This window comes from Gordonia sp. KTR9 (assembly GCF_000143885.2).
In the GTDB taxonomy this organism is placed as follows: Bacteria; Actinomycetota; Actinomycetes; order Mycobacteriales; family Mycobacteriaceae; genus Gordonia.
This window is the reverse complement of sequence record NC_018581.1, coordinates 1,138,776-1,157,570: the sequence shown is the minus strand read 5'-3', so window position 1 is coordinate 1,157,570 and position 18,795 is coordinate 1,138,776. Positions and strand designations below refer to the sequence as shown.

The 18,795-nt window shown below is 66.8% G+C and carries 12 protein-coding genes; 7 read left to right on the top strand and 5 right to left on the bottom strand.

The annotated features are described in order from the left end of the window. Nucleotides 1-151: 151 nt before the first annotated feature. Nucleotides 152-523 carry a VOC family protein gene (locus KTR9_RS05990; RefSeq protein WP_004023387.1) on the top strand — a complete coding sequence of 124 codons (372 nt, stop codon included), beginning with the start codon at nucleotides 152-154 and terminating at the stop codon, nucleotides 521-523. Between the two features lie 77 nt (nucleotides 524-600). Beyond that, nucleotides 601-1,866: a glutaminase A gene (gene glsA, locus KTR9_RS05985; RefSeq protein WP_044506032.1), complete on the top strand. Its 1,266-nt coding sequence runs from the start codon at nucleotides 601-603 to the stop codon at nucleotides 1,864-1,866. Here glsA and KTR9_RS05980 read toward each other — a convergent pair. Continuing rightward, nucleotides 1,773-2,885 carry an AraC family transcriptional regulator gene (locus tag KTR9_RS05980; protein ID WP_014925638.1) on the bottom strand — a complete coding sequence of 371 codons (1,113 nt, stop codon included), beginning with the start codon at nucleotides 2,883-2,885 and terminating at the stop codon, nucleotides 1,773-1,775. The two genes, glsA and KTR9_RS05980, sit on opposite strands and share 94 nt — an antisense overlap. 117 nt (nucleotides 2,886-3,002) lie before the next feature. Between KTR9_RS05980 and KTR9_RS05975 the strand changes: the two genes are divergently transcribed. The 5 genes from KTR9_RS05975 (at nucleotide 3,003) to KTR9_RS05955 (ending at nucleotide 9,210) form a co-directional block, all read left to right on the top strand. Further along, nucleotides 3,003-4,457 carry an aldehyde dehydrogenase gene (locus KTR9_RS05975; protein WP_014925637.1) on the top strand — a complete coding sequence of 485 codons (1,455 nt, stop codon included), beginning with the start codon at nucleotides 3,003-3,005 and terminating at the stop codon, nucleotides 4,455-4,457. 55 nt (nucleotides 4,458-4,512) lie between these two features. Then, a complete protein-coding gene (locus KTR9_RS05970; RefSeq protein ID WP_014925636.1) occupies nucleotides 4,513-5,310 on the top strand; it encodes a maleylpyruvate isomerase N-terminal domain-containing protein in 798 nt (265 codons plus the stop codon). A 59-nt stretch (nucleotides 5,311-5,369) separates the two neighbouring features. Beyond that, nucleotides 5,370-6,206, top strand: coding sequence for an SDR family oxidoreductase (locus KTR9_RS05965; protein WP_014925635.1), 837 nt, complete (start codon nucleotides 5,370-5,372; stop codon nucleotides 6,204-6,206). A gap of 34 nt (nucleotides 6,207-6,240) precedes the next feature. Next, on the top strand, nucleotides 6,241-7,755 hold the full coding sequence (locus KTR9_RS05960) for an acyl-CoA synthetase (RefSeq protein ID WP_014925634.1): 1,515 nt from the start codon (nucleotides 6,241-6,243) through the stop codon (nucleotides 7,753-7,755). A 456-nt stretch (nucleotides 7,756-8,211) separates the two neighbouring features. Further along, nucleotides 8,212-9,210: a hypothetical protein gene (locus KTR9_RS05955; RefSeq protein ID WP_044506030.1), complete on the top strand. Its 999-nt coding sequence runs from the start codon at nucleotides 8,212-8,214 to the stop codon at nucleotides 9,208-9,210. A gap of 66 nt (nucleotides 9,211-9,276) precedes the next feature. On the opposite strand, the gene KTR9_RS05950 is transcribed toward KTR9_RS05955, so the two are convergent. From KTR9_RS05950 to KTR9_RS05935, 4 genes are all read right to left on the bottom strand, one after another. Then, a complete protein-coding gene (locus KTR9_RS05950) occupies nucleotides 9,277-13,233 on the bottom strand; it encodes a DNA-directed RNA polymerase subunit beta' (RefSeq protein WP_010844665.1) in 3,957 nt (1,318 codons plus the stop codon). A gap of 80 nt (nucleotides 13,234-13,313) precedes the next feature. Beyond that, the gene (gene rpoB / locus KTR9_RS05945; protein ID WP_035718262.1) at nucleotides 13,314-16,802 is read right to left on the bottom strand and encodes a DNA-directed RNA polymerase subunit beta; all 3,489 of its coding nucleotides are present in this window, start codon (nucleotides 16,800-16,802) and stop codon (nucleotides 13,314-13,316) included. A gap of 359 nt (nucleotides 16,803-17,161) precedes the next feature. Further along, nucleotides 17,162-18,064, bottom strand: coding sequence for a hypothetical protein (locus tag KTR9_RS05940; RefSeq protein ID WP_014925631.1), 903 nt, complete (start codon nucleotides 18,062-18,064; stop codon nucleotides 17,162-17,164). Beyond that, the gene (locus KTR9_RS05935; RefSeq protein WP_014925630.1) at nucleotides 18,064-18,699 is read right to left on the bottom strand and encodes a lipase chaperone; all 636 of its coding nucleotides are present in this window, start codon (nucleotides 18,697-18,699) and stop codon (nucleotides 18,064-18,066) included. Before KTR9_RS05935 ends, KTR9_RS05940 begins: the two co-directional genes overlap by 1 nt. Nucleotides 18,700-18,795: the final 96 nt, after the last annotated feature.

Here is an 18,795-nt window from a genome sequence, read left to right as displayed (position 1 = left end):
CGCATCCGTCGTCGGGATGACCCTTCGTGACGGCCCTCCGCAGGCTCCGGGCCTCCTCAGGGGGCGGCGGGCGACCACATCGTCGAATAAGGACCGTATCTGTCCGCATCTCTTGAGAGGCTTGTGTCACATTACAACCCCAGGAGGAACCGTGAACTGGACACTCGAGCTCGTCATCCTGCCGGTCAGCGACGTCGACCGCGCGAAGGACTTCTACTCGAAGATCGGCTTCAACGTCGACCATGACCACGTCGTCTCCGACGAGATCCGCTTCGTCCAGATCACCCCGCCCGGGTCCGCCTGCTCCATCGCATTCGGCAAGGGGCTCACCGACGCCGAGCCCGGGTCGGTGAAGGGTCTGCAGATCGTCGTCACCGACATCAACGAGGCTCGCGAACAACTGCTCGCGGCGGGCGTCGACCCCGGCGAGGTCGACGAGCAGGCCTGGGGCCACTTCGTGTACTTCGCCGATCCCGACGGCAATTCCTGGAGTGTGCAGTACATGCCCTACCGCCAGAACTGACCCCAACGGATTTCGTAGCGACAATGCGGACGCAGCGCGCATTGTCGCTACGAAATCCCGGGTGGTTACGGTGGGATATGCGCTCCCCCATCGACGACTATCTCGAACAAGTCCTGAGTGACTGCCGCGACGACGACGGGGGCGAGGTCGCGACCGGCAATCGCGAACTCGAACACGCGGATCCGTCGTCGTTCGGCATCGCCCTGGCCACCATCGACGGCACCGTGTACACCGCGGGAGACGCCGACCACGAGTTCTCCATCCAATCCATCGGCAAGGTGCCGGCCTACGCTCTCGCCCTGCGGGACCGGGGACTCGAGACGGTGCTCGAACGAGTCGACACCGAGCCGTCCGGCGACGCCTTCAACGAGATCTCACTCGAAGCGGAGACCGGACGACCGCGTAATGCCCTGATCAACGCCGGCGCGGTCGCCGTCCACGGCATGATCGACGGCTCCGACGCGACCGACCGGACCGACCGGATCATCGATCTCGTCAGCACCCTCGCCGGTCGCAGAGTCGAAGTGGACAGGGAGGTGCACCGCGCCGAGCTCGCCTCCGACGACCACAACACGGCCCTGGCCTACCTGCTGCGCTCGGCAGGCAAACTCGACAGCGAACCCGATGACGTCGTCGACGGATACGCCGCCCAGTGTTCGATCCGGGTCTCCTGCCGCGATCTCGCTGTCATGGGGTCCGTACTCGCCAACGGCGGGATGTCGACCGGCAAGGACGAGAGGCTCCTCGAAGGCTGGATCACCCGACACGTCCTGTCGGTCATGGCCACGTGCGGCATGTACGACGGCAGCGGCAGCTGGATGGCCAGGGTGGGCATTCCCGCGAAAAGCGGTGTCAGCGGCGCGATCCTGGGCGTGCTGCCCGGCCAGGTGGGGCTCGCGGTGTGGTCGCCGCAGCTCGACGACCAGGGCAACAGCGTGCGCGGCGTCGCGGTCTTCGAACGCCTGTCCCGTGACATGGAACTGCACATGATGCATGTGGCGCCCACCGGCCGGCCGGCGCTGCGATCGGCGACCGAACGGGACGGCGAGACCGTCGTCGAACTCCAGGGTGACGTCCGTTTCGCCGGGGCGGAGATCGTCGCCAGCCGTGCCTGCGAAGGATTCGCCACCGACGCCGTCGTCCTCGACCTGACCCACGTGCGGGTGATGGACGACGCCGCCCGGCGGCTGATCGGCGAGGTCGCCCGACGCCTCGGTGAGGACTACGACCTGCGCATCGAGGATCCCGATCACCTCATGGACGTTGCTTCAGCTGACGACGACTTCTCGGATGGCGACGACACCCCGGACAGCGACGACCCGCCGACCGCCGAAGACTCCTGAAGATCTCGGGACGAGTCCTGACCCGGGGCGGTCAGCTCGCGACGCTTCGCCAGCGGCGGCAACCCGAACCAGCGTCGGCAACTGCGGGTCAGCGTGCTCTGCTCGGAGTACCCGATCTGTCGTGCCACCGCCGACAGCGGGACACCGCGATTCGCCAGCAGCGAGACCGCTAGCTCGCGGCGGGCGTCGTCGACGAGCTGCTCGAAGGTCGCGCCGGCGTCGGCCAGACCCCGCTGCACAGCACGGGGATGCATCATCAGCAGTTTCGACACCGCGTCGAGAGTCGCGGCACCGGCAGGCAGTGCCCGCACGATGAGCTGCGACACCGCGTCGACGAAAGCCGTCTCCCGGTCGTGGCCGGTCATGAACCGGATGGCCACGTCATAGGCGAGTGCGTCGACCCGGCGCAGCGTCTGCTGCATCACCCCGCGGGGGAACACCACCAGGTTGGCCGGCGCCTCGAACTCCACGGGGCAGCCGAAATAGTCGGTGTACACGCGCGGATCGGACATCGCCGGATGGGCCAGCGTGATCCGGTTCGCCCGGAAGTCGTGTCCCAGTGTCATGTGGAATGTCGACCGGGTGACACCCATCGCGAGTTCGACGACGTGCGGGCGGTAGGGCACACGCTGCAGCACCGTGTCGAATTCGTAGGCAACCTCTCGCTCGCCGTAGTGCATCTGCGCGGTGATGGCCGGGCTGTACACGTGCGCGAAGGCGGAGATCTGCCGGAAGGAATCGCCCACGGTCTCGGCGTTTCGGGCCGCGATCGCCACCGGACCGAGGATGTCCGGGTCTTGACGTGCCGCGAGACGCAGACCGAAGTCGGGCACGCCGAACTCGGCTGCGCACAGGCCGATGATCGTGGACAGGGCGGTGAACGGGACGAACCGGTCGTAGGCACCCAACACCGCAGGGTCCACCCCGACGCGGGCCAGCATCGCGCGGGCGTCGCCATCGTGTTCCTCGATCAGCTCGGGCAGCTGACTGAGCGACGACGCGCAGATCAGGTCGGCCATGGCACCAACTGTCAAATACACGTCGCGAGATGTCAAGAAATCGGCGTGAATGAGGAGTGATCATGGACACACACGGCCGGACGCTCGACGGCTGACACAGCAGCAAGGAGTACCGAGATGACCACCATCGACTCTGTTCGCACGAGTTTTTTCATCGACGGCGGCTGGCGCGCACCGTTCGGCTCGGCGACGATCCCGGTCATCTCGCCGCTGACCGAAGAGCAGTTCGGCGCGGTACCCGAAGCGACCACCGCCGACGTCGACGCCGCCGTCGCGGCGGCCCGCACCGCCTTCCGGTCGTCGGGCTGGCGCGACCTGTCCCCGGCCGACCGTGCCGCACATCTGCGCCGGTTCGCTGACGAACTCGACAAACGAGCCGAGGATCGCGCGTCGGCCGTGACGTCCGAGAACGGCATGCCCATCGCGCTGGCACGGTTCGCCGAGGGCGCGGCCCCGGTCCAGCTGCTGCGCTACTACGCCGACCTCGTCGAGACCACCCCGGTCGAAGAGACCAGGACCAGCCAACCGCTGCCCGGGTCGACGATCGTGCGCCGCGAGGCCATCGGCGTCGTCGGGGCGATCGCGCCGTGGAACTTCCCGGCGATCCTCTCGATGTTCAAGATCGCTCCCGCCCTCGCGGCCGGCTGCACCGTCGTCCTCAAACCGTCGCCGGAGACGAGTCTCGACGCCTACGTCCTCGCCGAGGCGGCCATCGCCGCCGAACTGCCCGCCGGCGTCCTCAACATCGTCAACGGCGGCAGCGAGATCGGCCGCCACCTGGTGTCGCACCCGCACGTCGACAAGGTCGCGTTCACCGGCTCGACCCCGGCCGGCCGCGAGATCGGCCGTGTCTGTGGCGAACTCATCCGTCCGGTGACCCTCGAGCTCGGCGGCAAGTCCGCAGCCCTGGTGCTCGACGACGCCGACCTGGAGCAGACCGTCGGTGGACTGGCCACCGCGTCCCTGCTGAACACCGGCCAGACCTGCTACATGTCCACCCGAATCCTGGTGCCCGGCAGCCGTTATGACGAGTACCTCGAAGCCATCAGCACGATGTGCGCGTCGTTGCCGGTCGGCGACCCCATGGACGAGAACGTGGCCGTCGGCCCGCTGGCGAGCGGCCGACACCGCGACCGGGTGCTGTCCCTGATCGAGCGCGGCCGATCAGAGGGCGGCACGGTCACCACCGGCGGCGGAACTCCGTCGGGTGTCGACCGGGGGTTCTTCGTCGAGCCGACCGTCTTCGCCGGCGTCGACAACTCGGCCACCATCGCCCGCGAAGAGGTCTTCGGGCCGGTGCTGACCGTGCTGCGCTACGACGACGTCGACGACGCCATCGCTCTGGCCAACGATTCGTCGTACGGCCTGGGCGGAACGGTGTGGACCTCCGACCCCGACCGCGGCGTCGACGTCGCCCGCCGCGTCGAGACCGGGTCGTTCGGGGTCAACTACTTCAACCTCGACTGGGGTTCACCGTTCGGCGGCGTCAAGGCCAGCGGCATCGGCCGCGAACTCGGACCCGAGGGTCTCGCCGCCTACCAGAACCTCAAGTCGATCTTCCTGCCGGGCTGAGCAGTACACCACCATATCCTCTCTCCCACAACATATCTCAAGGAGGCGATCGGCCATGTCCGATGCCGGGGTCACCGCTGCCAAAGCGCTGGTGAACGACACCCTCTCACTGCTGGACCGGCTCACGCCCGCCGACTGGACAGCCGACAGCGCGTGCCATGGGTGGCGCGTGCACGACGTCGTCACCCACATGGGGTTCTTCTTCAACTTCATCGCCGACCCCAACCTGGTCTTCCCCGACAATCCGAGCGGGAAGTCCGAGCGGCTCAACGACGCCGCGGTGCGCGAGCGCGCCGACTGGACGTCGGAGCAGGCCGTCGACTACTACCGCGCACAGTCGGAGGCGGGCCTCGCCACCCTCGCGGCGCTGCAGGGCGAGGACCTGCGGGACCAGCCGCTGGACATGCTCGACCTGGGCACCTACCGGCTGCATCAGCTCAGCGACGCCGTCACCTTCGACCACCTGGTGCACCTCACCAGCGATCTGCTGCAGCCGTTCGGGCCGCTGGATTCCGCCGAGGTGTCGGTCAGTGCCGCCATCGATCCGGCCATCGACTGGATGATCGCCGGGTTGCCCCAGATGAACGGCGCCGCACTGCATCCCACCCTCACACGGCCGGTCGGCCTGCATCTCACCGGCGCCACGGATCGCTCGTTCGTCGTCGACCGGGACACCGCCGGCACGATCGTCACCGTGCGCGAGACCGACGACCTGCCGTCCGACGTCGCGACCTCCTCGGCCACCGACTTCCTGCGCTGGGGCACCACCCGCGGCGCCTGGCGGTCCGCGGTCACCGTCAACGGCGACCGACAGCACGTCGCCCACGTCCTCGACGCCATCGACATCGTCTGACGTCACCGACCATTCATCCTCACCTGCAATCGATCTCGCACCCTGAACGGAGTACACCCATGCCCGAGTACCTGAAGGACAAGGTCATCGTCATCACCGGAGCCGGCAGCGGCTTCGGCAAGCTCATCGCGGAGAAGACCGCGGCCGCCGGCGCGCATGTCGTCGGGGTCGACGTCAACGCCGACAACGTCAATGCCGTCGTCGAGGGCATCCGCACGGCCGGCGGCTCGGCCCTCGCCCAGGTCGCCGATGTCACCGACATGGAGCAGGTCACGGCCGCGGCGACGGCGGCGGCCCAGCAGTTCGGTGCCATCGACGTCCTCGTGAACAACGCGGGCGTCATGCCGCTGGCCTACTTCGCCGATCACGCACGCGCATGGCAGAAGTGGCACGCCGCCATCGACATCAACATCAAGGGCGTCGTCAACGGCATCTCGGCGGTCTACGACCAGATGATCGCCCAGGGTCGTGGGCAGGTCGTCAACATCTCGTCGATCTACGGCAACGCCGGCATCGAGGGTTCGGGCGTGTACAGCGCGACCAAGGCCGCGGTCACCACTATCTCGGACTCACTGCGCATCGAGGCCAAGGGCAAGATCAAGGTCACCACCGTCAAGCCGACCGGCATCACCGGCACCAACCTCGCCAGCTGGATCGTCAACGACACCGCGATCATGGGCCTCGTCGGCCAGCGCGCCGCCTCCTACGGCGAGCACGTCACCGCCCTCATGAACGACGACCTGCCCGCCGAACTCACCGACGTCGACTCCATCAAGTACTGGCTGATCAAGCCGGACGACCTCGCCGACGCTGTCGTGCACGTCATCGATCAGCCCTGGGGCATCAGTCTTTCCGACGTCACGGTACGCGCCAGCGGCGAGGACTACCTGTACTAGATCGACTCGCCCCACTCAGTCACGAGGAGTGTTGATGTACCCCGGAGCCCATCTCTCCACCCGCCCAAACGATCCCGCGGTCATCATGGCCGAGTCCGGGGAGACGGTCACGTTCACGCAGTTGGAGACCCGGTCCATCCAGGTCGCCCGATCCCTGGCCGAGCGCGGTCTGCGGCCGGGCGACCACCTCGCGGTGCTCGCCACGAACACCGCGCGGGTCTTCGACATCTATTGGGCTGCCATGCGTTCGGGCCTGTATCTGACCATGGTGAACTGGCACCTCACCGCCGCCGAGAGCGCGTACATCGTGACCGATTGCGGCGCCAAGGCACTGATCGTCGACGCCGCTCTCGGCGACCTCGGCGCCGAGCTGACACCGCTCACGCCCGGTGTCGGGACACGGTTGGCCTACTCCGGCCGGATCGTGGGCCACGACGACCTCGACTCCGCCGCGTCGGGGCAACCGACCGAGCCGCCGGCGAATCAACCGCGGGGTGCGGACATGCTCTATTCGTCCGGCACCACCGGCCGCCCCAAGGGCATCAAACCCGAGCTGCCGAACCGCCAGATCGGCGACCCCGGCGACACCATGACGGCGATGAACGAATCGGTGTGGGGCGTCGGACCCGACACCGTGTACCTGTCGCCCGCGCCGCTGTATCACGCTGCGCCACTTCGGACCTGCGCCTCGGTGCAGGCGCTCGGTGGCACGGTGGTGGTGATGGAGCGGTTCGACGCGGAACGGGCGCTGGCGCTCATCGAGGAGCATCGCGTCACCTACAGCCAATGGGTGCCGACGATGTTCGTGCGTATGCTCCGGCTCCCCGAGGAGGTGCGCACCCGGTATGACACCTCGAGCATGACAGTCGCGGTGCACGCCGCCGCGCCGTGTCCGGTCGACGTCAAACGGGCCATGATCGACTGGTGGGGCCCGATCCTCTCCGAGTACTACTCGTCCACGGAACTCAACGGCCTCACCATCGTCGACACTCCGGAGTGGCTGGAACATCCGGGAACGGTGGGGCGAGCGGTGCTGGGGAACATCCGGGTCTGTGACCCCGCGGGTGCCGAGGTGCCCACCGGCACCATCGGCACGATCTACTTCGAGCGAGACCAGTTGCCCTTCGAGTATCACAACGACCCCGAGAAGACCCGTGCCGCACAGCATCCCGATCATCCGACCTGGACGACGACCGGGGACGTCGGTTACGTCGACGACGACGGTCATCTCTTCCTCACCGACCGGGACTCGTTCCTCATCATCTCGGGAGGGGTGAACATCTATCCGCGGGAGATCGAGGATGCCCTCCTCTCCCACCCGTCGGTGCTCGACGCCGCGGTCATCGGCGTGCCCGACCCCGATCTCGGCGAGCGGGTGACAGCGGTAGTACAACCGGTCGAGGGGCAGCACGGGGACGACGACCTCGCCGACGCGCTGCTGGAACACCTGCGACCGCGGATCGCGCGATTCAAGTTGCCGCGCGAGGTGATCTTCCGAGACACCCTGCCGCGCACGCCGACCGGGAAACTGGTCAAGCGCAACCTCTGACCCTTCGAGGCTCGTCGACCTCGACGCGCTCCTCCGTCGCTTGCTCGGCCCGGCGGCTTACGCTCCTCGCACCTCAGGGAGCAGAAGTGGGCCGCTCGCTTACGCTCCTCGCACCTCAGGGAGCGGAAGTGGGCCGCTCGCTTACGCTCCTCGCACCTCAGTATCTGCGGCCTGGCGGCCGTCGTGGACTACGAAAGAACACTCGTGAGCGTCCGAATTTCTTGCTCCCTGAGGTGCGAGCGAAGCGAGCCACGAAGGGCATCGCAAGGCAACTCACCACGCCCTTCGTGGCTCGTCGCTTGCGCTCCTCGCACCTCAGGGAGCAGAAGTGGGCCGCTCGCTTACGCTCCTCGCACCTCAGGGAGCATGGGGGTCGCATCTTGCGGATCAGGGAGCAGTGGGAGTGCCCTTCCCGAACACCCCACCGTGGCATCCGGCCGGTCCTAGACTGGCCGGATGTCGGGTAACGCGTTCCGCTGGCCCTTGATCGCGACGCTCGCGGCGATGATCGTGTTGGTCGGAGCAACTCCCCCGAGCGCATCCGCCGCGCCGGCTGCCCGTCCAGAGGTGGTCGTGTCGTCGTCGTCGATCGCCACCGAATGTGCGGGTAAGCCCGTCCGGGTCGCGGCCCGCTGGTACTTCCCACCCGGTCAGCCCGCCGCGGTCGTCTGGCTCCAGCACGGCTTCTCCCGCACCGCGGCCAACCTCGACATCGTGGCCCGCGCATACGCCGACGCCGGCTTCCTCGTCGTGAGTCCGACGCTGGACTCGGTCAACCTCGGCGGGTGCGCCGTCGCCTACAACATCGCCGACAACGCTGCCTTCGCCCGAACGATCGGTGGGGTGTTCGGGTCGGGTCGCGACCTCGACAGTCCACTGGCGAACAGCCTTGTGCAGGCACGAGACGCCGCCGGACGGACCGACGTGACCATGCCGTACCGGATGGTCTTCTCGGGGCATTCGGCCGGCGGTGAGTTCGTCGTCGTGGCGGCCGACGCACTGCGCCGAGCCGACCCGGTCGCCTATCGGCGGCTGGCCGGACTCATGTTGTTCGATCCGGTCAACTCGTTCTTCGGCGGTCACTTCGCCACTGCCGCAGCGACTCTCGGCACCGATCGGCTGCCGATCCGGGTCATCGCGTCGCAGCCCTCGGTGTCCAACAACTTCGGCCAGGGTGTGTCCGTCCTGCAACGGACGACGCGGCAGGCGTTCCTCGGCTCGCGACTGGTCACGGGCATCCACATCGACGCCGAAGGCGAGTCGACCGACCTGATCGGCGAACTGTCCGAACTGGCCGTCCCGCGTCCCCGCAACGGCCGGGTCCTCCGCACGCTGGCCACGGGCTGGTCGTCGGACATGGTGAACGACGCCGCCACCGCGACCTACTACCCCGGCGGCCGCTACTACGACCACCTGCTCGACACCCGCACCGTCACCACACTGCCCGTGGGCTGAGCAAAACGCGAAACGGCCCCCGCACTCGCGATGAGTGCGGGGGCCGCGTCGTGTTCGGGTCAGTGACTACCGGTAGTCGTTGGAGAACCCGTAGTCGTCCAGCGGCACCGCAGCGCCGGCCGGAGCACCGAAGGTGCCGTCCGGGCTGTAGTAGGTGTCGTCGTACGACGGCACCGCGTATGCCGCGGCACGCGCCTCCTCGGTCGGCTGAACCTGGATGTTGCGGTATCGGTTGATACCGGTACCGGCCGGGATCAACTTACCGATGATCACGTTCTCCTTCAGACCGATCAGCTTGTCGCTGCGGCTGTTGATCGCGGCGTCGGTCAGGACACGCGTGGTCTCCTGGAACGACGCCGCCGACAGCCACGACTCGGTCGCCAACGAGGCCTTGGTGATACCCATCAGCACCGGACGTCCGGCAGCGGGCTCGCCGCCCTCGGTCACGACCTGACGGTTGGCCGCCTCGAACTCGGCGCGCTCGACGAGCGAACCGGGCAGGAACTCGGTCGAACCGTGGTCGATGATCGTCACGCGACGCAGCATCTGACGCACGATGGTCTCGATGTGCTTGTCGTGGATCGACACACCCTGGCTGCGGTAGACCTCCTGGACCTCGTTGACCAGGTGGATCTGCACCTGACGGGGACCCATGACGCGCAGCACCTCGTGCGGGTTGGCCGAGCCCTCCATGAGCTGCTGGCCGACCTCGACGTGGTCGCCGTCGGCGAGGAGCCGCTCGGAACCGTCGTCGTGCTTGAACACGCGCAGACGCTGACGCTTCGAGATCTTGTCGATGACAACCTCTTCCGACCCATCGTCCGGGATGAGGGTGATCTTGTAGAAGCGGTCGTCGTCCTCGAGGCGCACCCGGCCCGAGACCTCCGCGATCGGCGCGACGCCCTTGGGGACGCGGGCCTCGAAGAGCTCCTGGACACGCGGCAGACCACCGGTGATGTCGTCACCGACGCCACCCTGGTGGAACGTACGCATCGTCAGCTGGGTACCGGGCTCACCGATCGACTGGGCCGCGATGATACCGACGGCCTCGCCGATGTCGACGAGCTTGCCGGTGGCCATCGAACGGCCGTAGCACATCGCACACACACCGGTGCCGGTCCCACAGGTCAGGACCGAACGGACCTTGACATGCGTGATGCCGGCGGCGAGCAGTGCCTCGATGGCCGGGTCGCCCAGGTCGTGACCGCGCTCGACGATGACGTTGCCGTCGGCGTCGACCGCGTCCTGCGCCAGCGTGCGGGCGTAGGTCGAGGTCTCGACATGTGCATCGCGGATGAGCGAGCCGTCGGCCTGCTTCTCGGCGATGGTCGTGGTGATGCCACGCTCGGTGCCACAGTCGGTCTCACGCACGATGACGTCCTGCGACACGTCCACCAGACGACGGGTCAGGTAACCCGAGTCGGCGGTACGAAGCGCGGTGTCGGCCAGACCCTTACGGGCGCCGTGCGTGTTGATGAAGTACTCGGCGACGGTCAGGCCCTCGCGGAACGAGGACTTGATCGGACGCGGGATGAACTCACCCTTCGGGTTGGTCACCAGACCCTTCATGCCCGCGAGCGAGCGGATCTGGGTCATGTTGCCCGCGGCACCCGACTTCACGATCATCGGGATCGGGTTGTCGTCCGGGTAGTGCGCCTCCATGGCCGCACCGACCTCTTCGGTCGCCTGCTTCCAGATCTCGACCAGCGAGTCACGACGCTCGTCCGGGGTGAGGGCACCGCGCTGGAACTTGCGCTCCAGGCCGTCGGCCCGCTCCTCGTACTTGTCGAGGATCTCGGCCTTCTGCGGCGGCACGAGCACGTCGGCCATCGAGATGGTGACGCCCGAACGGGTGGCCCAGTAGAAGCCGACGTCCTTCAGCTTGTCGACGGTCTGGGCGACCACGATCATCGGGTAGCGCTCGGCGAGATCGTTGATGATCACGGCCTGACGCTTCTTCGGCATCTGCTCGTTGACGAACGGGTACTGGATCGGCAGCAGCTCGTTGAACAGCACACGACCCAGCGTGGTCTCGATGTCCCACGCCTGACCGTACTTCCAGCCGTCCGGGAACTGCTCGGCCTCGATCTCGGCCGGCGGACGCTGATCGGTCAGACGCACCTTGATCCGCGAACGCACGGTGAGTGCACCACGATCGACGGCCATGATGGCCTCCGACGGGTTCGAGTAGACGCCGCGCTCGACGTCGTCGCCCGTGGCCGGGGTGTACTCGCCGATCGCACCCTCCTGGAGGGTGGTCAGGTAGTACAGACCGGTCACCATGTCCAGACGCGGCATGGCGAGCGGGCGGCCCGACGCCGGCGACAGGATGTTGTTCGACGACAGCATCAGGATGCGTGCCTCGGCCTGCGCCTCCGCCGACAGCGGGAGGTGCACGGCCATCTGGTCACCGTCGAAGTCGGCATTGAAGGCCTCACACACCAGCGGGTGGAGCTGAATGGCCTTGCCCTCCACCAGCTGCGGCTCGAAGGCCTGGATGCCGAGGCGGTGCAGCGTCGGTGCACGGTTCAGCAGCACCGGGTGCTCGGAGATGACCTCTTCGAGGACGTCCCACACCGCGGGACGCTGACGCTCGACCATGCGCTTGGCCGACTTGATGTTCTGCGCCTGATTCAGGTCGACCAGACGCTTCATCACGAACGGCTTGAACAGCTCGAGAGCCATCAGCTTCGGCAGACCACACTGGTGCAGTTTGAGCTGCGGACCGACGACGATGACCGAACGGCCCGAGTAGTCGACACGCTTGCCGAGCAGGTTCTGACGGAAACGACCCTGCTTGCCCTTGAGCAGATCGCTCAGCGACTTCAGCGGGCGGTTGCCCGGTCCGGTGACCGGACGGCCGCGACGACCGTTGTCGAAGAGTGCGTCGACCGACTCCTGCAGCATCCGCTTCTCGTTGTTGACGATGATCTCGGGAGCACCCAGATCGATCAGTCGCTTGAGGCGGTTGTTGCGGTTGATCACGCGGCGGTACAGGTCGTTGAGGTCAGAGGTCGCGAAGCGGCCACCGTCGAGCTGCACCATCGGGCGCAGCTCCGGCGGGATCACCGGCACGGCGTCGAGGACCATGCCCAGCGGCGAGTTGCCCGACTGCTGGAACGCCGCGACGACCTTGAGTCGCTTGAGCGCACGCAGCTTCTTCTGGCCCTTGCCGCTACGGATGGTCTCGCGCAGCGACTCGGCCTCGGCGTCGATGTCGAAGGTCTCGAGGAGCTTCTTGATCGCCTCGGCACCCATCGAACCCTGGAAGTACTCGCCGTAGCGCTCTTCGAGCTGACGGTAGAGCTTCTCGTCGATGATCAGGTCGCCCAGCGAGAGCTTGACGAACTTGTCCCAGATCTCCTCGAGGCCGTCGAGCTCGCGCTGAGCGGCGTCGCGCATACGACGCATCTCACGCTCGGCACCGTCGCGCACCTTGCGGCGCACGTCGGCCTTGGCGCCCTCGGCCTCCAGCTCGGCGAGATCCTGCTCGAGCTTCTGCTGACGCTCGTTCAGGTCGGCGTCGCGCTGGTCGGCGACAGCCTTCTTCTCGACCTCCATCTCCGCTTCGAGCGTCGAGAGCTCGTTGTGGCGGAGCTCGTCGTCGACCGCGGTGATGACGTAGGCGGCGAAGTAGATGATCTTCTCGAGATCCTTCGGCGCCAGATCGAGCAGGTAGCCCAGCCGGCTCGGCACACCCTTGAAGTACCAGATGTGCGTGACCGGTGCGGCCAGCTCGATGTGGCCCATGCGCTCACGGCGCACCTTGGCCTTGGTCACCTCGACGCCGCAGCGCTCGCAGATGATGCCCTTGAAGCGGACGCGCTTGTACTTACCGCAGTAGCACTCCCAGTCCCGGGTGGGGCCGAAGATCTTCTCGCAGAACAGGCCGTCCTTCTCGGGCTTGAGCGTGCGGTAGTTGATCGTCTCCGGCTTCTTGACCTCACCGTATGACCAGTTGTGGATGTCGTCGGCTGTCGCCAGACCGATCTTCAGTTCGTCGAAAAAGTTGACGTCGAGCACTTGTTACCTTTCCAGAGCTCTGTTGTCAGTGGGCGCGGGCGCCGGGAGTGAATCCGGCGCCCGGCCCGAGGTGGTGAGGGTCAGTTGGCGAGATCGTCGACGGTGGCCGACTCGTTGCGCGACAGGTTGATGCCGAGGTTGGCAGCGGCGCGCTCCAGGTCCTCGTCGTCGGTGTCGTGCATCTCGATGGCCGCACCGTCGGAGCTCAGCACCTCGACGTTCAGGCACAGCGACTGAAGCTCCTTCAGCAGCACCTTGAACGACTCGGGGATACCCGGCTCCGGGATGTTCTCGCCCTTGACGATCGCCTCGTAGACCTTCACGCGGCCCACCACGTCGTCCGACTTGATGGTCAGCAGCTCCTGCAGCGTGTACGCCGCGCCGTAGGCCTGCATGGCCCAACACTCCATCTCACCGAAACGCTGACCACCGAACTGCGCCTTACCACCGAGCGGCTGCTGGGTGATCATCGAGTACGGACCGGTCGAGCGAGCGTGGATCTTGTCGTCGACCAGGTGGTGCAGCTTGATGATGTACATGTAGCCGACCGACACCGGGTACGGGAACGGCTCGCCGGAACGACCGTCGAACAGCGTCGCCTTGCCGTCGCCGTTGACCATCACCTCGCCGTCGCGGTTCGGCAGCGTCGAGGACAGCAGTCCGGTCAGCTCCTCCTCGCGAGCGCCGTCGAACACCGGGGTGGCGGTGTTGGTGTCGGGCTCGGCCGAGTACATGTCCTCGGGCAGCCTCGACGCCCACTCCGGCACACCCTCGGCGACGTTGATGTTCCAGCCGGCCTTGGCGACCCACCCGAGGTGGGTCTCCAGGATCTGACCGATGTTCATACGACGCGGCACACCGTGGGTGTTCAGGATGATGTCGACCGGGGTTCCGTCGGGCAGGAACGGCATGTCCTCCTGCGGGAGGATCTTGCCGATGACGCCCTTGTTGCCGTGACGACCGGCGAGCTTGTCGCCGTCCTGGATCTTGCGCTTCTGGGCCACGTACACGCGGACCAGCTCGTTGACGCCGGGAGCCAGGTCGTCGTCGTCCTCGCGGCTGAACACGCGCACGCCGATGACCTTGCCGGTCTCGCCATGCGGCACCTTCAGCGAGGTGTCGCGGACCTCACGGGCCTTCTCACCGAAGATCGCGCGCAGCAGACGCTCTTCCGGGGTCAGCTCGGTCTCGCCCTTCGGGGTGACCTTGCCGACCAGGATGTCGCCGTCGCGGACCTCGGCACCGATACGCACGATGCCGCGCTCGTCGAGATCGGCGAGCACCTCGTCGGAGACGTTCGGGATGTCCCGGGTGATCTCCTCGGCACCGAGCTTGGTGTCGCGGGCGTCGATCTCGTGCTCCTCGATGTGGATCGAGGTGAGCACGTCCTCTTCGACGAGACGCTGGCTCAGGATGATCGCGTCCTCGTAGTTGTGACCCTCCCACGGCATGATCGCCACGAGCAGGTTCTTGCCGAGCGCCATCTCACCGTTCTCGGTGCAGGGGCCGTCGGCGAGGACCTGGCCGGACTCCACGCGCTGACCCTCGTCCACGATCGGACGCTGGTTGGCACACGTGCCGTGGTTGGAACGCGCGAACTTGCGCATCCGGTAGGTGTCGCGGGTGCCGTCGTCGGACATGACGGTGATGTAGTCGGCCGAGACCTCTTCCACCACACCGGTCTTGCCCGACACGATGACGTCACCGGCGTCGACGGCGGCACGCAGCTCCATGCCGGTGCCGACCAGCGGCGACTCGTTGCGCACCAGCGGCACGGCCTGACGCTGCATGTTCGCACCCATCAGGGCGCGGTTGGCGTCGTCGTGCTCGAGGAACGGGATCATCGCGGTCGCGACGGACACCATCTGACGCGGCGAGACGTCGAGGTACTCGACGTCGGTCGCGCCGACGAACTCGACCTCGGAGCCCTTCTTGCGCACCAGGACACGCTCGTCGGTGATGCGGCCGTTGCCGTCGAAGTTGGTGTTCGCCTGTCCGATGAGGAAGCGGTCCTCCTCGTCGGCGGTCATGTACTCGATCTCGTCGGTGACGACACCGTCGACGACCTTGCGGTACGGCGTCTCGATGAAGCCGAACGGGTTGACCCGCGCGTACACCGACAGCGAACCGATCAGACCGATGTTCGGACCCTCAGGGGTCTCGATCGGACACATGCGGCCGTAGTGCGACGGGTGCACGTCGCGCACCTCGAGGCCGGCGCGCTCACGGCTCAGACCGCCCGGGCCCAGCGCCGACAGACGACGCTTGTGGGTCAGACCCGACAGCGGGTTGTTCTGGTCCATGAACTGCGACAGCTGGCTGGTCCCGAAGAACTCCTTGATCGCCGCCACGACGGGACGGATGTTGATCAGGGTCTGCGGGGTGATCGCCTCGACGTCCTGGGTGGTCATGCGCTCACGCACGACACGCTCCATACGCGAGAGGCCCACGCGGATCTGGTTCTGGATCAGCTCGCCGACGGTACGCAGGCGACGGTTGCCGAAGTGGTCGATGTCGTCGACCTCGACGGGCACCTCGACTCCACCGGGGACGGTCATGTAGGTGGTCGTGTGCGGGTCGGCCTCGTGCAGACGCACCAGGTACTCGACGGTCGCGATGATGTCCTCGCGGGTCAGCGTCGACTCACCCACCATGGGGTTGCCGGTCAGGCCCAGCTTCTTGTTGACCTTGTAACGGCCCACGCGAGCGAGGTCGTAACGCTTGTCCTTGAAGAAGAGGTTCTCCAGGAGGTTCTCCGCGGACTCCTTGGTCGGCGGCTCACCCGGACGCAGCTTGCGGTAGACCTCGAGCAGCGCCTCGTCCTGGTTCCCGGTGTTGTCCTTCTCCAGGGTGGACATCATGATCTCGGAGAAACCGAAACGCTCGGTGATCTCCTCGGCGGTGAAGCCCAGCGCCTTGAGCAGCACGGTGACCGGCTGACGGCGCTTGCGGTCGATACGCACACCGACGGTGTCGCGCTTGTCGACGTCGAACTCCAGCCACGCACCGCGACCCGGGATCACCTTGACGGTGTGCAGGGTCTTCTCGGTGGTCTTGTCGATCGAGGCGTCGAAGTACACGCCCGGGCTACGGACCAGCTGGCTCACCACGACACGCTCGGTGCCGTTGATGATGAAGCTGCCCTTTTCGGTCATGATCGGGAAGTCGCCCATGAAGACGGTCTGCGACTTGATCTCGCCGGTGTTGTTGTTGATGAACTCCGCGGTGACGAACAACGGCGCCGCGTAGGTCATGTCCTTGTCCTTGCACTCCTCGACGGAGGCCTTGACCTCGTCGAAGTGCGGCTCGGAGAACGACAGGGACATGGAACCGGAGAAGTCCTCGATCGGGGACAGCTCGTGGAGGATGTCCTCGAGCCCGCCGGTCGGGTTCTCGTCACCGCGGGCGATCGCCTTGGCGCGCCACTCCGGCGAACCGACGAGCCATTCGAATGAATCGAGTTGGAGGTCGAGGAGGCCTGGGACCTCCAGCGGCTCGCTGATCTTTGCAAACGACGCGCGATGCGGCGCGCCGGGGATTGTTGAGGTGGACTGGCGGTTGACTGCCAAGATGCGTCCTTCCAACACGACGTTTTCACAACCTAGATGTGCAGTACGTGGCTTGATGGGCCGTTCGCTGGTGACACCCTGGGATCGGCGATCACCGCAGCACACACGTCTAAGGAGTGGCCGAAGAAGGATCGATAGATGGACAGGAGGCAGCCAGCGCAACGTCCAACTGTAGCAGAAAATAGACGCACTTTGTCAAGCCGTCTGGAAACGATTTCGCGCGGGTGGCTGCCTGCACGTCGATCGCTGGTCACAGCGTGGCCCGACATCGCCTCCACGTCAAGCGCTACGCGCGAAATTCGTGAAGTTGGGTTTTGCCACCGCTGCCGACCTGGTGATCTGCGTGCGCGAGAGGCCGATCAGAAGGGCTCGACAGCGCGAATCCGCCACTGGTCACCCTCACGCACCATCGCGAACTGTGCGCGCGGCGCACCGCTGTTGGTGGCCATGCTGTTCTGGGTCTCGCTCACGACGAGGTTCGCGATGACGGTCGCCGTCGCGCCGTCGTCGGCTCCGCTGAGGTCCCGCACGCCGATCGCGTCGACACGACACTCCGCACCCGTCTTGGTCTGCGTGATCAGCTCACGCTGCGCCTTCAGGGTCTCGTCGAACTCGGTACGCGCCTGACCGGTGAGGGCGTCCTGGGCACGCTTCTGCCACTCGTCGAGTTCGGTGTGGTCGTACCCGAACACCGCGCAGATCCGCTCCTGGGCCTGCGAGGTCAGCTGCGCCGTCGACTCCTGGTCCACGAACGCCTTGTTGGGGCCGATCTCGGCACCGGGATGAAACGCCAGGATCGCCGCGACGACGAACAGCCCGGCCGCGACCGCGGCGAGCACTCCGGTGCGGATGCCGAGGAAGTTGCGCGCACCGCTCCTCCCCCGCCGGTTCGACCGCCTGCCGGGACGCCGCCCCATCGGGCGGTCCTTCGTGCCCGTCGTCGGAGCACCCGACGCCGACGCGTCGCCCCGGCGCAGGGTCGAGACCCGCGCGACGGGCTTGGCCTTGGGCTTGGTGAGGTCGGGCTTGGTGGTGTCGGGATTGGTGGGGGTCTCGGGCTCGGCCGACTCTGCGTTGACCGTGGTTGCGTCGCGAGGCTCGTCGCCAGGCCCTTCGAGGCTCGTCGACTTCGACTCGCTGCGCTCGCTCAGCCCGGCGGCTTTCGCTCCTCGCACCTCAGGGGGCAACGAGGTCCGGCCGGCGACCTTCGGGGTCGGACGGCGCTTCGGGGTGGGCTTCTTCTTCGGGCGATCGGCGGCCATCAGTTGCCCCCCTCCGGAGCCGGGGCCGCGGGAGCGGGCGCACCGCCGGCGTCGGTGTAGGCGATGCCCTCGAGTCCGAGGATGTTCTCGGCCTTCCAGGCGTCGCCGTCCTTGGTCATGCTGACGTCGAAGCCGCGCGTCTCGTCGATGCCGGGCTGGCCGGGACGTTCGAGTGTCGTCACGACATAGACCAGCACCTTGGCCTTGTCCTCGTCGGCGTCGACCTCGCTCGGTGCGCTGCGCAGCAGTCGCGCGCTCAATTTGGCGGTGTTGGGACCGGCCGTCCCGAGCATGTCGAGGACGCTGCCGTCCTTGCCGCCGAGCACCTCGGTCTTGGCCTTGCCGGTCAGCGAGGCCTCGGCACGTTCCCGGAAGCCGTCCAGATCGGCCGGGTCGATCGTCGTGATGTTGAGGACGGCCTGCTCGGCCGCCTGCGTCGCGGCGTCACGGGTCTCCTGTGCGGGGTACTCGTCGAAGTAGACGTTGTAGGCGCGTACACCGAACACGGCCACGAGCACCACGCCGACCACGACCGCCACTGCGGCCAGTGCAACCGGCGCGTACTTCGCCGCCCGGCGCACGGCGGGGCGGATGCCGCTGGGCTTCTTCTCTGTCGGTTCTGGGGTGCCAGTCATCGGGAACACACTGTATATATCGCTCCTGAGCGCAAGCCAAGGCCACGAGCCGGACCATGCGGCCTGATCGCGACGGCGTCGCTCGTCGGGTGGTCG

Excerpts from the sequence above, each read along its gene's own strand:
- KTR9_RS05955 (WP_044506030.1), top strand. The coding sequence starts at position 8,212 with ATGTCGGGTAACGCGTTCCGCTGGCCCTTGATCGCGACGCTCGCGGCG.
- KTR9_RS05970 (WP_014925636.1), top strand. The coding sequence starts at position 4,513 with ATGTCCGATGCCGGGGTCACCGCTGCCAAAGCGCTGGTGAACGACACC.
- KTR9_RS05935 (WP_014925630.1), bottom strand. The coding sequence starts at position 18,699 with ATGACTGGCACCCCAGAACCGACAGAGAAGAAGCCCAGCGGCATCCGC.
- KTR9_RS05965 (WP_014925635.1), top strand. The coding sequence starts at position 5,370 with ATGCCCGAGTACCTGAAGGACAAGGTCATCGTCATCACCGGAGCCGGC.
- glsA (WP_044506032.1), top strand. The coding sequence starts at position 601 with ATGCGCTCCCCCATCGACGACTATCTCGAACAAGTCCTGAGTGACTGC.
- KTR9_RS05980 (WP_014925638.1), bottom strand. The coding sequence starts at position 2,885 with ATGGCCGACCTGATCTGCGCGTCGTCGCTCAGTCAGCTGCCCGAGCTG.
- KTR9_RS05975 (WP_014925637.1), top strand. The coding sequence starts at position 3,003 with ATGACCACCATCGACTCTGTTCGCACGAGTTTTTTCATCGACGGCGGC.
- KTR9_RS05960 (WP_014925634.1), top strand. The coding sequence starts at position 6,241 with ATGTACCCCGGAGCCCATCTCTCCACCCGCCCAAACGATCCCGCGGTC.
- KTR9_RS05940 (WP_014925631.1), bottom strand. The coding sequence starts at position 18,064 with ATGGCCGCCGATCGCCCGAAGAAGAAGCCCACCCCGAAGCGCCGTCCG.